The sequence below is a fragment of the Pseudactinotalea terrae genome, assembly GCF_009733845.1.
Lineage (GTDB): Bacteria > Actinomycetota > Actinomycetes > Actinomycetales > Beutenbergiaceae > Pseudactinotalea > Pseudactinotalea terrae.
In genome coordinates, this window is sequence record NZ_WNXZ01000002.1 from 72,319 (window position 1) to 85,758 (window position 13,440).

Sequence of the window (13,440 nt, forward strand, 5' to 3'; positions counted from 1 at the left end):
CGGATCGAGGCGCCCATCGGGAGCGGGGCGCCGTCGTGGCGGCTCACCCTGCGCCGTCGAGCGAGGGGAGCCTCAGCCGACCTCGGCGAGGGCGGCGCAGTGCATGACAGACATGTCGGCCTCCTCTCGCTCCGGGCCCGCATCCGTCGGGTCCTGTGGGTCCAACCATACTGGGGCTGTGGACGACGACGAGGCCATGGCCCTGGCCATCGCGCACGCCAGGCTGGCGCCCGAGGTGGGCGACGTGCCGATCGGCGCGGTCCTGCTCGACGAGGCGGGCGCCGTCGTCGCCGCCACCCACAACAGGCGAGAGGTCGACGGCGATCCCACGGCTCACGCGGAGATCCTCGCGCTGCGGGGTGCGGGCCTCGCGCGGGGTCGCTGGCACCTCGGGGGCTGCACGCTGGTGGTGACGCTGGAGCCGTGCACGATGTGCGCGGGGGCGATCGTGCTCTCCCGCGTGGACCGGGTGGTGTTCGGGGCCTGGGACCCCAAGGCGGGGGCGGCCGGGTCAGTCAGCGACGTGCTCGCCGACCCCCGCCTCAACCACCGCCCCGAGGTGACCTCAGGCGTCCGAGCCGACGAGTGCAGCCGGCTCCTCAAGGACTTCTTCGCCGCCCGGCGGCGCTGAGGAGTGGAAGGAGCTTGGCGCCAGATCGCCATTCAGCCGCGTTTGGGCGGCACTGGGGAGATCTGGCGCCAAGTTCGTTGCACGTCGAGGTTGGTCGGGCGTCTCAGGCGTCGAGCAGTTCCGGCGCGGAGGCGGCACTCGGCGCGGTGACCACCGGCAGGTCCTCGGGCACGATCCGGACCGCGCCCTTGTCCGCGGACTGCGCGAACGCGGCGTAGGCGCGCAGCGCGGCCGAGACCGGGCGGACGCGGGCCCTCGGGCGGTAGCCGCCCGCTGCCTCGAGCTCGGCGCGCCGGCGGTCGAGCTCGTCCTGCGGCACCTCGAGCTGCAGCGAGCGGGTGGGAATGTCGATCGAGACGATGTCGCCGTCCTCGACCAGGGCGATCACACCGCCCGCGGCCGCCTCGGGCGAGATGTGCCCGATCGACAGGCCCGAGGTGCCGCCCGAGAAGCGGCCATCGGTGATGAGCGCGCACGCCTTGCCGAGCCCGCGGCCCTTGAGGAACGAGGTCGGGTAGAGCATCTCCTGCATGCCCGGGCCGCCCTTGGGGCCCTCGTAGCGGATGACGACCACGTCGCCCTCGGTGACCTGCTTGGCCAGGATCTTCTCGACCGCCTCCTCCTGCGACTCGCACACCACCGCAGGCCCGGAGAAGGTCCAGATCGAGGGGTCGACGCCAGCGGTCTTGACCACCGCGCCGTCGACAGCGATGTTGCCGCGCAGCACGCCGAGGCCGCCGTCGGCGGTGTAGGCGTGCTCGATGTCGCGGATGCAGCCCGCAGCGGCGTCGGTGTCGAGGTCGTTCCATCGCGCCGACTGCGAGAACGCGGTCGAGGAGCGCTGACCGCCCGGGGCGGCGTGCCAGAGCTCGATGGCCTCCTGGCTCGCCTTGCCGCCGCGGACGTCCCACTCGTCGAGCCACTCGCCGATGGTGGCGGCGTGGATGGTGTGGACGTTCTCGTCGAGCAGCCCGCCGCGGCGCAGCTCGCCCAGCAGCGCGGGGATGCCGCCGGCGCGGTGCACATCCTCCATGTAGTAGGTGCGGTTGCCCGCGATGTTCGGGGCCACCTTGGCCAGGCACGGCACCCGGCGGGAGACGGCGTCGATCTCGTCGAGCCCGAACGGCACGCCGGCCTCGTGGGCGGCGGCCAGCAGGTGCAGGATGGTGTTGGTGGACCCGCCCATCGCGATGTCGAGCGCCATCGCGTTCCCGAACGCGGCCGGGGTGGCGATGCTGAGGGGGAGCACGGTGCTGTCGTCTCCCTCGTAGTAGCGCTTGGTCGCCTCGACGACGAGCGAGCCCGCCTTCTCGTACAGCGCGCGCCTAGCGGTGTGGGTGGCGAGCACGGACCCGTTGCCCGGCAGCGACAGCCCGATCGCCTCGGTCAGGCAGTTCATCGAGTTGGCGGTGAACATGCCAGAGCAGGAGCCGCATGTGGGGCAGGCGGCTTCCTCGATGCGGGCGATGTCCTCGTCGGAGACCTTCTCGTTGACGGCCTCGCTCATCGCGTCCACGAGGTCGAGGGTGCGGATCGTGCCGTCCTCGAGCGTGGTGCGGCCGGACTCCATCGGGCCGCCGGAGACGAACACGGTGGGGATGTTGAGGCGCAGCGCGGCCAGCAGCATGCCGGGCGTGATCTTGTCGCAGTTGGAGATGCAGACCAGCGCGTCGGCGCAGTGCGCGTTGACCATGTACTCGACCGAGTCGGCGATCAGGTCGCGCGAGGGCAGCGAGTAGAGCATGCCGCCGTGGCCCATGGCGATGCCGTCATCGACAGCGATCGTGTTGAACTCGCGAGGGATGCCGCCGGCCTCGGTGATCGCGTCGGAGACGATCCGGCCGACCGGCGCCAGGTGCGTGTGGCCGGGGACGAACTCCGTGAAGGAGTTGGCGACGGCGATGATCGGCTTGCGGCCGAGGTCTCCGCCGGGAACGCCTGCAGCGCGGAAGAGTGCGCGCGCGCCTGCCATGTTGCGTCCGTGGGTGACCGTGCGAGAGCGATAGTCAGGCATTGCACCATTGAGCCAGGTCGTTGCGTGCGGGGGAAGATGCTGGTGGTACTAGTACTGGGAGTACCATCAATCGGTGTGATCCGGCCCCGTACGCCTCGGCGTGAGCAGCTCGGCGAGTTCCTCACCAGCAGGCGCCGGGGGATGAGCCGGTCGGCGGTGGGTTTGCCGCCGACCACCCGGCGCAGCGACGCCGGGCTGAGCCGTGAGGAGATCGCGACCCTCGCCGGCGTGAGCGCCACCTGGTACACCTGGCTGGAGCAGGGCCGGGACATCAACGTCTCGCGGCAGGTGCTCGCCGCGGTCGCTCGAGTGCTCGACCTCACCGCGGCCGAGACCGACTACGTGATCGCGCTCGCAGAACGGGACGAGCCAGCCGTCGATGACGAGCCCGAGGGCATGCCCGAGCACCTCCAGCACCTGCTCGACGCACTGACCTTCCCGGCGTTCGCCGTCGCCGCCGACTGGGCGATCGCCGGGTGGAACGCCGGCTATCAGTGGCTGTACCCGCGGATCGCTGCGCTCGAGCCGGGCGACCGCAACTTGCTCTGGCTCGTCTACACCGACCCCGGCCTGCGTGACCTGCTGCCCGACTGGGAGCAGGACAGCCGCCGCTTCCTGGCCGAGTTCCGTGCGGAGTCCGGCGTGCGGCTGGGCGCGCCGCGGCACAAGGCGTTGGTCGACCGGCTGCGGGAAGCCAGCCCGGACTTCCGCGAGCAGTGGGCCGAGCTCGCGATCGAGCGGTTCGCCTCGCGCCGCCGCACGTTCCGCCACGCGCAGGACGGCCTGCTCACGTTCGAGCACCATCGCGTCGTGCCGGACGACGCCACCGGCCTCCACCTCGTGATGTACGTGCCGGTCTGATCACGCCAAGGCTGACCAGGTCAGGGCTGTGCGGTTGCGGAGGGGGATGGTGGGCAGGATGTGCCAGCGGCCGTCGTCGCCGAGCTCGCAGCGGAGTCTGCCGGCGTGGAGCTCGTTGTGGCAGCTAGCGATCACCTCGTGCCCAGCCGTCCCCGTCGATGATGGCGGTGACCCTGCCGTCCGAGCCGACCAGCACGTTGCCCGGGTGGTAGTCGAGGTGCACGAGATCCTCGCCCTCGAGCCGATCAACCTCCCGCCCGGCCTCCTGTACCCGGCTCAGCAGGTCACGCGTGCGGCCGGCGTACCGCTCGAGCGACTCATGCACCGCAGAACCCCGGTCCGCTCTCGGTCAGGTGCAGCGAGACCGGTCCGATCTCGGCCCGCTCGGCGAGCAGCCCGGCCCACCGCTCGCACTCGCCCAGCATCGCTCGCACCAACCCAGGTCCGACCTCCTCGGGCACGCTGCCCACCAGCTGTTCCTGGACCACCGCGTGCGCATCGTCGATCCCGGCGATCAGCTCATACCTCGGTGCAGGCACGCCTGCCGCACGCGCCACGTCCAGCACGTCCGCCGTCAGCCGCAGCGAGGCCTCCGACGCCGCCGACCCGTCGCCCGCCCGGGTCAGCACGCCGCCGTGGCCGTCGGGCCCATCGCACGAACGCAGCACCCACCTCGCCGCCCGGCGCGGCGCCGACCAGCTCCAGCTCCACCCGCCCCGGGCCAGCCGGGCGAGCACCTCCGCAGCATCGAGTCGCGGCACAGCTGGCGGCATCGCCGCTTCCGTGCCGTGCTCACCAGCCATCAGCCGAGCCGCTGCGCGATCAGCGCCGCCTGCACGCGCGAGGCGACCCCGAGCTTGGCGAGCACTCGCGAGACGTGCGTCTTCGCCGTCGCCTCGGTGATCACGAGATCGGCGGCGATCTGGGCGTTCGACAGGCCGCGACCGAGCGCGGCCAGCACCTCGCGCTCGCGCTCGGTCAGCTGGTCCAGATTCGCGTCGACCACCACGTCATCGGGCTCACGCCGCCCCGCCACGGCAGCGTCGAGAACCCGTCGTACCACCTCCGGGGCGAGCGCGCCGTCACCCGCCGCCACGCGCCGCACGGCGGTCAACAGCTCCTCGGGCGTGGCGCTCTTGAGCAGGAACCCCGCAGCGCCCGCCCGCAACGCCCCGAACACCGCGTCATCGAGGTCGAACGTGGTCAGCACGAGCACCTGCGCGAGGCCCTCGCCGACCACCTGCCGGGTGGCCTCGATGCCGTCGATGCCGGGCATCCGCACGTCCATCAGCACGACGTCGGGTCGTAGTGCGCGCGCGTTGGTGACCGCGGTCGCGCCGTCGGCGGCCTCGCCCACGACCGACACGTCGGGTGCCGCCTCCAGCACCATCCGCAGCCCCGCGCGGACCGCCGCGTGGTCATCAGCCAGCAGCACCCTCACGGGTGCGCGACCGGCAGCGTTGCCGTCACGGTCCATGTCCCCTCCTCCACCTGGACCCCCAGGATGCCGCCCACCGCCTGCGCGCGCTCGGTCATGCTCGCGACCCCCATGCCGCTCGTGTCCTCAGCGGGATTCTCGACGGCGTTGCTCACCCTGATCTCGACGTTCTCCTTGCCACGGCGGAGGCGTGCCGACGCCGATCCCGGCCGGCCGTGCCGCGTCGCGTTCGTGAGCGCCTCCTGGAGAACGCGGTAACCCGCCCGGTCCACAGCGGGAGCCAGCGGTCCGAGCTCGGCCGGGCTCACGCCGTCGACCATGACATCGGAACGCTCGAGGAGACCAGCACCATCCTCCGTGAGCGAGGGTGCCACCGGCTCCTGGTCGCCCTCCGCCGCGAGGACCTCGATCATCGAGCGCAGCTCGTCCAGCGCGTGCAGGCCGCTCTCGCGGACCGCCGCCAAAGACTCCCGGTCGGTGGGGCCGGGCGGCCTGGCGAGCGCGGCGCCGGCCCGGATGACGAGCGCGCTCACGTCCCCGGCGACGGCGTCGTGCAGCTCCCGCGCCATCCGCGAGCGTTCCGCCTGGACCGCGCTGCGCTGCTCCGCATCCTGCGCCCGCGCTCGCGCTGCCGCTCGAGAAGCCTCGAGGTCCGCACGGGCGTGCGCGGCGGCGGCCAGCTCCTCGCGGCTGCGCACGTCGCGCGCCCACCAGATCGGGAGCAGCAGCAGCGCCGCGTTCTGGAACGTGAGGGTCAGCGCGGTCCGCACCGACTCCCCGCCCAGCAGGGCGGCGATCGCGGTCGCCACCGTGACCACGCCCGCGGCGAACCGGACCACGCCACGGGCACGGACGGAGCCGAACCGCTCCACCACGTAGAGCCCGTCGAACAGCACCAGCACGATCGCGAACGACCCGCCGATCACGGCATCGACCACGAACATCAGCGCCGCCACCACCAGCGTGAGCACCGGTCGAGACCGGCGCACCAGGTTCGCCGCGCACCCGACCAGCAGCGGCCCGAGGTGCCACCACGCCTGGTAGTGCTCCAGCCAACCGACGTCCGACCAGACGTTGACCAGGCCGAGCGCGATCGTGAGCGTGCCGCCGAGGAACAGGCCGAGCGTGGTCAGCGGGCTGGTGTCGTCGAGGTAGACCCGCACCCACTGCCGCACCGCGGCCCTGACCTTGCTCACGGACCTCATCCCAGCACAGCAGCGCGACACGGGTGTCGGCCGAAGGATGTACGCGAGGCGCCGCGTGATGAGAAGGACGGCCGACGCGGCAGACCGCCGACGGGGCCCACGTTGGGAGCATGACCGAACTGCTCGCCCCGCTCGTCGGCCTGGCGCTGGTGGACTCCACCAGCTTCGGCACGCTGCTCATCCCGCTCTGGCTCATGCTTGCGCCCGGTCGGCTACGGCCGCATCGGGTGCTCATCTTCCTCGGCACGGTCGCGGCGTACTACTTCGTGCTCGGCGCCGCGTTGATGGCCGGTGCCACCCAGGTGGCCGACGCGCTCAGCGGCTTCCTGGCCACCCCCGCGGCGGCCTGGATCCAGCTCATCCTCGGGGTGGGGCTGCTGCTGCTCTCCTTCAAGCTCGACCCGAAGGAGAGCAAGGAGGCCGGCGTCGAGGCCGGCGTCCCCGTGCAGGCGAGCCACGCCGTCGGCGGCTCGACCCCGGGGGAGGCTCCGCCACAGGCGCCGCCCGCGCAGCCCGGTCGCGTGGCACGCTGGCGAACCCGCGCCATGGGCGCCGAGGGAGCAGGATCGCTGGTGGCGCTCGTCGGGCTCGCGATCGCGGCGGCCGGGATCGAGACGGCGAGCATGCTGCCGTACCTCTCGGCGATCGGGCTGCTCACGGCCTCCGATCTGGCGCTCGCTCCCGGGATCGCTGTCCTCGCGGGCTACTGCCTGGTCATGATCCTGCCGGCCCTGGTGCTGCTGGTCCTGCGGCTCGTCGCCTACCGCTGGGTCCGTGGCCTGCTGGAACGGCTGGAGGCGTGGATGTCTCGCTCGGCGGCCTCGATGACGGCGTGGATCGTCGGCATCCTCGGGGTGCTGCTCGCGCTCGACGCGCTCGGCAGAGTGGGGATCCCCGGGGTGACCGGGCTCGGCTGACGCGTCAGGTGATCGGGCCGACGGCCTCGGGGACCGGCGGGTGCCAGCCGCCCTGGGCGAGCGCCTCGGCTATCGGGACCTCGCCGTTGTTGAACTCGTAGATCTTGCCGATCGTGTGCGGATCTGCGATGCAGTGGGCGATGACGGCCGCGACATCGGCGCGGCTGACGGACCCAGCACCCTCATCGCTGCCGACCGTGATCTTCCCGGTGGGCTCGTCGTCGGTGAGGCGGCTCGGGCGCAGGATCGTCCACGCCATGTTCGTCAGGGCCAGGTGACCATCGGCGGCCGACTTCGCCTGCGCGTACGCGAAGAAGCTCGAGTCCGGAGGGGTGTCGTGCTCGGGGCCGGCGCCGAAGTAGCTGACCATCACGAACCGGTGCACGCCCACGCTCGCCGCCGCATCCATCGTGCGGATCGCGGCATCGCGGTCGACGGCGTAGGTGCGGCGCGGGTCGCCTCCGCCTGCACCCGCCGACCAGATCACGGCCTTGTGGCCACGCAGCAGGTTCGCGATGCCGCGGGTGTCGTGATGCTCGATGTCGGCGAGCATCCCGTGCGCACCGGTCTGCTCGATGGCCTGCATCTGGTTCGGTCTGCGCACCAGCCCGAACACGTTGTGCCCCGCTGCGACCAGCAGCGGAAGCGTCAGTTGTGCGACCTTGCCGTGCGCTCCGATGACGACGATGTCAGCCATGCTCCGACGCTATCGGTTTCCCCCGACGGCGTCATGCGCTCGGTGCTGCGGTTGGGTGGCAGTAGGCCTCTCGCCCAGCTCGAGCGCCCGGGCGAGCGGCACCCCCGGGCGGTAGGCGAGGTGCCGGTAGCTGGGGGCGTCGAGCACGGCGAGATCGGCCCGAGCCCCCACCCGCAGGTGCCCCACGTCCGGCCGCTGCAGCGCCTGCGCGCCCCCGAGCGTGGCCGCCCGCAACGCCTCGGCCGGTGTCATCCGCATCTCCCTCACCGCCAGCGCGATCGCGAACGGCATCGAGCTCGAGTACCCGCTGCCGGGGTTGCAGTCGGTGGCGAGCGCCACCACGGCACCCGCCTCGAGCAGCCGCCGCGCGTCCGGGTAGCGCGAGCGTGTGGAGAACTCGATCCCGGGGAGCAGCGTGGCGACCGTGTCCCCGGCGGCGAGCGCGTCGACGTCCGCGGCACCCAGGTGCGTGCAGTGGTCCACGCTCGCCGCGCCGAGCTCGACCGCGAGCCGCACGCCCGGGCCCTCGCTCAGCTGGTTCCCGTGCACCCGCAGACCCAACCCGGCCCGCTGCCCGGCGAGCAGGATCTCCCGGGAGGCGTCGCCGTCGAACGCGGTGGGTGAGGCGGGCTCGCAGAACACGTCGATCCAGCGCGCGTACGGCGCACATGCGTCGAGCATCGGCCCGGTGACGAGGTCGACGTACTCGCGCTCGCGGCCGCGGAGCTCGGGCGGCACCACGTGCGCACCGAGGTAGGTGACGTCGTCGGTCACCTCGCTCGCGAGGCGCAGCGCCCGCACCTCGTCATCGATCGTGAGCCCGTAGCCGCTCTTCACCTCGACGGCGGTCGTTCCCTGGGCACGCATCTCGCCGACGAGCCGAGCCAGGGTGGCGCGCAGCTCGGAGTCGGTGGCCGCGCGGGTGGCGGCGACCGTGCTCGCGATGCCGCCGCCGTCGTAGGGCGTGCCGGACATGCGCGCCTCGAACTCCGCCGCCCGGTCGCCCGCGAAGACCAGGTGGGTGTGCGAGTCGACGAACCCGGGGATGACCGCGCGGCCCTCGAGGTCGAGGCTGGTGTCGGCGGCCGGCGCCGCGGCGGCCGCGCCCACCCAGGCGACCCGGCCGCCCTCGACGACGAGCGCAGCGCCCTCGAGGACGCCGAGATCGCCCCCGAACCGCTCGTCATGGGTGACGAGCTCGCCGATTCCGGTCACCAGGGTGCTCATGAGCTCTCCCAGAGAGGTTCGACGGCGGAGCGCAGCAACGCGCCGACGTCACCGAGGCGGTGGGCGCGGTCGCGCACGACGACCTCGCCGGCGACGACCACCGTGCGCACATCGGCGGCGCCTGCCACGAGAGTGGCCTGCGCGGGGTCGGTGCCCGCCATGCGCGGGGTGTCGAGGTCGAGCGCGACCAGGTCCGCCGGTGCGCCGACCTCGAGGCTGCCGCCGGGCTGGCCGAGGGCGCGCTGACCGTGCTCGGTGGCGACCTGCAGCAGCGTGCCCGGCGCGAAGCCGGAGCGCTCGCCGGAGCGGAGGCGCTGGTGGGCGTCGAGGCGCTGGGCCTCGAGCAGGATGTCGCTGCTCGCGTGCTGGTCGGTGCCCAGGCACAGCGGGCTACCCGCGGCGGCGAGCTCGGGGAAGGGGCCGATGCCGTCGGCGAGGTCGGCCTCGGTGGTGGGGCACGCGCACACCGCGGTCGCGGTCTGCCCGAGCAGCGCGATGTCGGCGGGGGACAGGTGGATGGCATGGACCGCCGTCGTGAAGGGGCCGAGCAGGCCGTGGTCGGCGAGCAGGCGCGTGGGCGTGACGCCGTGCGCGGCCACGCACGCCTCGTTCTCGGCGGGTTGCTCGGAGAGGTGGACGTGCAGGGGTTCGCCCTCGGCTGCTGCGGCGATCACGGGCAGGGCCTCGGCCGGGACCGCCCGCACCGAGTGCACGGCCGACCCGATCACCACGCGCGGGCCGGCCAGCACTCGCAGCTGCTCGTGCCGCCCGGACCAGGCGTCGGCGGTGCCGTCCGAGAAGCGCAGCTGCTCGTCCGCCAGGGGCGCGTACCCGGAGCCGGTGAGGCCGCCGGCGAGGTAGCAGGTGTCGAGGAGGGTGAGGCGGAGGCCGGCGTCGGCGGCTGCCTGCACGAGTGCCGTGGACATCGCGAGCGGGTCGGCGTACCGGGTGCCGCCGGGGGCGTGGTGCAGGTAGTGGAACTCGCCGACGGACGTGATCCCCGCCAGCACCATCTCCGCATAGCTGGCGCGGGCGAGGGCGAGGTAGGAGTCCGGGTCGAGCCGGGCTGCGACCGCGTACATCCGCGTGCGCCAGGTCCAGAAGGTGCCGCCCTCGCCGTGGGTGCGGCCTCGCAACGCGCGGTGGAACGCGTGCGAGTGGGCGTTCGCGAGCCCCGGGAGCACGAGGCCCCGGAGCCGCTCGTCCTCCGGCTGCGGGTCGGCGTCCGCGACGATCCCCACGATCACCCCACCCGAGGCGACGATCCGCACCCGTGAGGCGACGCCGTCGGGCAACCACGCCCGCTCGCACCAGAAGGTCACCGAGCTGCACCTCCCTGACGCCGAGTTCGTTGCCGACCGTTCAGTTCGTCGGGTGCACCCACCGAGCTCGACGGTCGGCAACGAACTCGGTGCGCGAGGGGCCGGATGCCGCTCACGCGAGGTCCTCGATCACACGCGCGAGGGCCTCGATGCCGGCGACGCAGTCGGCCTCCTCGGCGTGCTCGGCAGGGCTGTGGCTGACGCCGGTCGGGTTGCGGACGAACAGCATCGCGGCGGGGATGCCGGCGGCGGAGAGGATGCCGGCGTCGTGGCCGGCGCCGGTCGGGAGCACCGGGGCGTCGCCGAGCAGGGTCGCCAGGCGGTCCCGGAGCGGCACGTCGAGCTCGGTCGACGGCGTCCAGGACTCCTCGCTCGCTTCGCTCCCGACGGCGGTGCTCACCTCGGTCACGACGCGGCGGACCGCGTCGGGGTCGGGTCCGCGGGCGTCGAGCCAGGCGGTGACCTGGGAGGGGATGGCGTTGACGCCGTTGGGGTGCACGTGGACCTTGGCGACGGTCGCGACCGTGCCGTGCTGGTGCGCCGCCGCGCGGGCCGTGGTGATCGCGCTCGCGAGCCGGAGCATCGGGTCCTCACGGTCCGGCAGGCGCGTGGTGCCGGCGTGGTCGGCGCGGCCGTGCAGGTCCAGGCGCCAACGGCCGTGGGGCCAGATCGCGCTCGCGACGCCGACCGCAGCGCTCTCGTCGATGAGCGCCCGCCCCTGTTCGACGTGCAGCTCCACGAAGGTGCCGATGCGGCGGAGCGCCTCCTCGTCGCGGCCGACGTGCGCCGGGTTCAGCCCGGCCGCGGCCATCGCGTCGGCGACGCTGGTGCCCTGGGCGTCGGTCAGCGCCCGGCCACGGTCGGCGTCGAGCTCGCCGGTCAGCAGCCGGGAGCCCGCACATGCGATGCCGAACCGCGCGCCCTCCTCGTCGGCGAAGCACGCGATACCGATCGGCCGCTCGGGCGCGCGCCCCGCTGCCCGCAGCATCTCCAGCGCAGCGAACGCCGAGACCACCCCGAGCGGGCCGTCGAAGGCGCCGCCGTCGGGGACCGAGTCGAGGTGCGAGCCGAGCACCAGCGGCGCCCGCCCGGCCGCCACGGCGGCGTCCGGGTCGCCGGTCCACGCCCACAGGTTCCCGCACCTGTCGGTCACGACCTCCATCCCGAGCCCGCCCGCACGCCCGAGGAACCACTCCCGCAACGTCGCGTCCTCGGGCGTCCACGCGAACCGCCGGTACCCGCCCGAGCGGGCGTCCCGCCCCACGTCGCCCAGAGCAGCCCAGTCCGAACGGAACGCAGCCTCGGCCAGGCGAGCTCCGCCGTCGGGCACCCCCGCTCGCCCAGTTCGTTCCCGATCGTCGAGTTCGCCTGGTGCGCCCGACGATCTCGACGATGTGGAACGAACTGGGCGGGGTGGGGTGGCGGGGGCGGGCGGCTCGGCCAACGCTCAGCCCTCCCGCATCGGGACGCGGACGCCACGCTCGGCGGCGACCTGCTCGGCGCGGTCGTAGCCCGCGTCGACGTGCCGGATCACGCCCATGCCCGGGTCGTTGGTGAGCACGCGCTCGAGCTTGGCGGCGGCGATGTCGGTGCCGTCGGCGAGGCTGACCTGGCCGGCGTGGATCGACCGGCCGATCCCCACACCGCCGCCGTGGTGGATCGACACCCAGGTCGCACCCGAGGAGGTGGCGGTGAGCGCGTTGAGCAAGGGCCAGTCGGCGATGGCGTCGGAGCCGTCGGCCATCGCCTCGGTCTCGCGATACGGGGAGGCGACCGAGCCCGCGTCGAGGTGGTCGCGGCCGATGACGATCGGGGCGCTGATCTGGCCGCCCGCCACCAGCTCGTTGAACCGCAGCCCCGCACGGTCGCGCTCGCCGTAGCCGAGCCAGCAGATGCGGGCCGGCAGGCCTTGGAAGGCGACCTTCTGCTGCGCCGCGGTGATCCAGCGGTGCAGGTGCTCGTTGTCCGGGAACAGGTCGAGGACCGCCCGGTCCGTGACCTCGATGTCCTGGGGGTCGCCGGACAGCGCGGCCCACCGGAATGGCCCCTTGCCCTCGCAGAACAGCGGCCGGATGTAGGCGGGCACGAAGCCAGGGAAGGCGAAGGCGCGGTCGTACCCGCCCTGGCGGGCCTCGTCACGGATCGAGTTGCCGTAGTCGAAGACCTCGGCGCCCGCGTCCATGAAACCGACCATGGCCTCGACGTGACGCGCCATCGACTCACGCGCCCGGTCGGTGAACTCCTCGGGCTTGCGGTCGGCGTAGTCCGCCCAGTCCTCGAGAGCCACGCCCTCGGGAAGGTAGGAGAGCGGGTCGTGCGCCGAGGTCTGGTCGGTGACGACGTCGATCTCGACGCCGCGGCGGAGCAGCTCGGGGAAGACCTCGGCGGCGTTGCCCACCACGCCGACCGAGAGCGCTCGACGCGCCGCTCTCGCGGCCAGGCAGAGCTCGACGGCGTCGTCCAGGTCCTCCGCGACCGTGTCCAGGTAGCGGTGCTCCACGCGCCGGTGCAGCCGCGCGGGATCGACGTCGACGACGAGGCACACCCCCTCGTTGAGCGTCACCGCGAGCGGCTGCGCGCCGCCCATGCCGCCGCACCCACCGGTGAGCGTGAGCGTCCCGGCGAGGCTGCCGCCGAACCGCTTGGCGGCCACCGCGGCGAAGGTCTCGTAGGTGCCCTGCAGGATGCCCTGGGTGCCGATGTAGATCCAGGACCCCGCGGTCATCTGCCCGTACATCGTCAGGCCCAGGTGCTCCAGACGCCGGAACTCGGGCCAGGTGGCCCAGTCGCCCACGAGGTTGGAGTTGGCGATGAGCACCCGCGGCGCCCACTCGTGGGTGCGAAACACCCCGACCGGGCGGCCGGACTGCACGAGCATCGTCTCGTCGTCGGCCAGCGTGGTGAGAGTGCGGACCATCGCGTCGAAGCTGGCCCAGTCGCGCGCCGCGCGCCCGGTGCCGCCGTAGACCACGAGGTCGTCCGGGCGTTCGGCGACCTCGGGGTCGAGGTTGTTCATCAGCATCCGCAGCGGAGCCTCGGTGCTCCAGCTACGGGCGGTCAACGTGGTGCCCCGAGGGGCACGGACCTGCCGTGCGCCGTCCATCCCGCCACGCTAGCCAGCGGGTCGC

13 protein-coding genes are annotated in these 13,440 nt (G+C 73.1%); 3 read left to right on the forward strand and 10 right to left on the reverse strand.

What is annotated here, in order from left to right; genetic code table 11:
- Nucleotides 1-178: 178 nt before the first annotated feature.
- Nucleotides 179-631 (forward strand): tRNA adenosine(34) deaminase TadA, encoded by a 453-nt coding sequence (tadA, locus tag GPA03_RS07805; RefSeq protein WP_277754984.1) that lies wholly within the window; start codon nucleotides 179-181, stop codon nucleotides 629-631.
- 103 nt (nucleotides 632-734) lie between these two features.
- On the opposite strand, the gene ilvD is transcribed toward tadA, so the two are convergent.
- Nucleotides 735-2,645, reverse strand: coding sequence for a dihydroxy-acid dehydratase (ilvD, locus tag GPA03_RS07810; RefSeq protein ID WP_156251455.1), 1,911 nt, complete (start codon nucleotides 2,643-2,645; stop codon nucleotides 735-737).
- A gap of 75 nt (nucleotides 2,646-2,720) precedes the next feature.
- Here ilvD and GPA03_RS07815 point away from each other — a divergent pair, with 75 nt between their 5' ends.
- Nucleotides 2,721-3,506 (forward strand): helix-turn-helix transcriptional regulator, encoded by a 786-nt coding sequence (locus GPA03_RS07815; protein WP_241681157.1) that lies wholly within the window; start codon nucleotides 2,721-2,723, stop codon nucleotides 3,504-3,506.
- A 124-nt stretch (nucleotides 3,507-3,630) separates the two neighbouring features.
- On the opposite strand, the gene GPA03_RS07820 is transcribed toward GPA03_RS07815, so the two are convergent.
- From GPA03_RS07820 to GPA03_RS07835, 4 genes are read right to left on the reverse strand one after another with little or no spacing between them, the layout of a single operon-like run.
- Nucleotides 3,631-3,831 (reverse strand): phosphotransferase, encoded by a 201-nt coding sequence (locus GPA03_RS07820; protein ID WP_156251456.1) that lies wholly within the window; start codon nucleotides 3,829-3,831, stop codon nucleotides 3,631-3,633.
- Nucleotides 3,824-4,279: a hypothetical protein gene (locus tag GPA03_RS07825; RefSeq protein WP_156251457.1), complete on the reverse strand. Its 456-nt coding sequence runs from the start codon at nucleotides 4,277-4,279 to the stop codon at nucleotides 3,824-3,826. The genes GPA03_RS07820 and GPA03_RS07825 overlap by 8 nt, the downstream gene beginning before the upstream one ends.
- A 29-nt stretch (nucleotides 4,280-4,308) precedes the next feature.
- The gene (locus tag GPA03_RS07830) at nucleotides 4,309-4,983 is read right to left on the reverse strand and encodes a response regulator (RefSeq protein WP_156251458.1); all 675 of its coding nucleotides are present in this window, start codon (nucleotides 4,981-4,983) and stop codon (nucleotides 4,309-4,311) included.
- Nucleotides 4,944-6,140, reverse strand: a complete 1,197-nt coding sequence (locus tag GPA03_RS07835) for a sensor histidine kinase (RefSeq protein ID WP_162458297.1) — start codon at nucleotides 6,138-6,140, stop codon at nucleotides 4,944-4,946. The genes GPA03_RS07830 and GPA03_RS07835 overlap by 40 nt, the downstream gene beginning before the upstream one ends.
- A gap of 119 nt (nucleotides 6,141-6,259) precedes the next feature.
- Between GPA03_RS07835 and GPA03_RS07840 the strand changes: the two genes are divergently transcribed.
- Nucleotides 6,260-7,066 carry a GAP family protein gene (locus tag GPA03_RS07840; RefSeq protein WP_156251460.1) on the forward strand — a complete coding sequence of 269 codons (807 nt, stop codon included), beginning with the start codon at nucleotides 6,260-6,262 and terminating at the stop codon, nucleotides 7,064-7,066.
- A gap of 4 nt (nucleotides 7,067-7,070) precedes the next feature.
- Here GPA03_RS07840 and GPA03_RS07845 read toward each other — a convergent pair whose 3' ends face one another.
- The 5 genes from GPA03_RS07845 to hutU all read right to left on the reverse strand — a co-directional run bounded on the left by GPA03_RS07845 (nucleotide 7,071) and on the right by hutU (nucleotide 13,415).
- Entirely contained in the window at nucleotides 7,071-7,763 is a 693-nt protein-coding gene (locus GPA03_RS07845) for an SDR family oxidoreductase (protein WP_156251461.1), read from the reverse strand.
- A 9-nt stretch (nucleotides 7,764-7,772) separates the two neighbouring features.
- On the reverse strand, nucleotides 7,773-8,990 hold the full coding sequence (gene hutI / locus GPA03_RS07850; protein ID WP_156251462.1) for an imidazolonepropionase: 1,218 nt from the start codon (nucleotides 8,988-8,990) through the stop codon (nucleotides 7,773-7,775).
- Complete coding sequence (locus GPA03_RS07855) at nucleotides 8,987-10,312, reverse strand: formimidoylglutamate deiminase (RefSeq protein WP_156251463.1); 1,326 nt, start codon at nucleotides 10,310-10,312, stop codon at nucleotides 8,987-8,989. Before GPA03_RS07855 ends, hutI begins: the two co-directional genes overlap by 4 nt.
- Before the next feature lie 112 nt (nucleotides 10,313-10,424).
- Nucleotides 10,425-11,642 carry an allantoate amidohydrolase gene (locus GPA03_RS07860; protein WP_156251464.1) on the reverse strand — a complete coding sequence of 406 codons (1,218 nt, stop codon included), beginning with the start codon at nucleotides 11,640-11,642 and terminating at the stop codon, nucleotides 10,425-10,427.
- 117 nt (nucleotides 11,643-11,759) lie between these two features.
- Nucleotides 11,760-13,415, reverse strand: coding sequence for a urocanate hydratase (hutU, locus tag GPA03_RS07865; protein WP_156251465.1), 1,656 nt, complete (start codon nucleotides 13,413-13,415; stop codon nucleotides 11,760-11,762).
- Nucleotides 13,416-13,440: the final 25 nt, after the last annotated feature.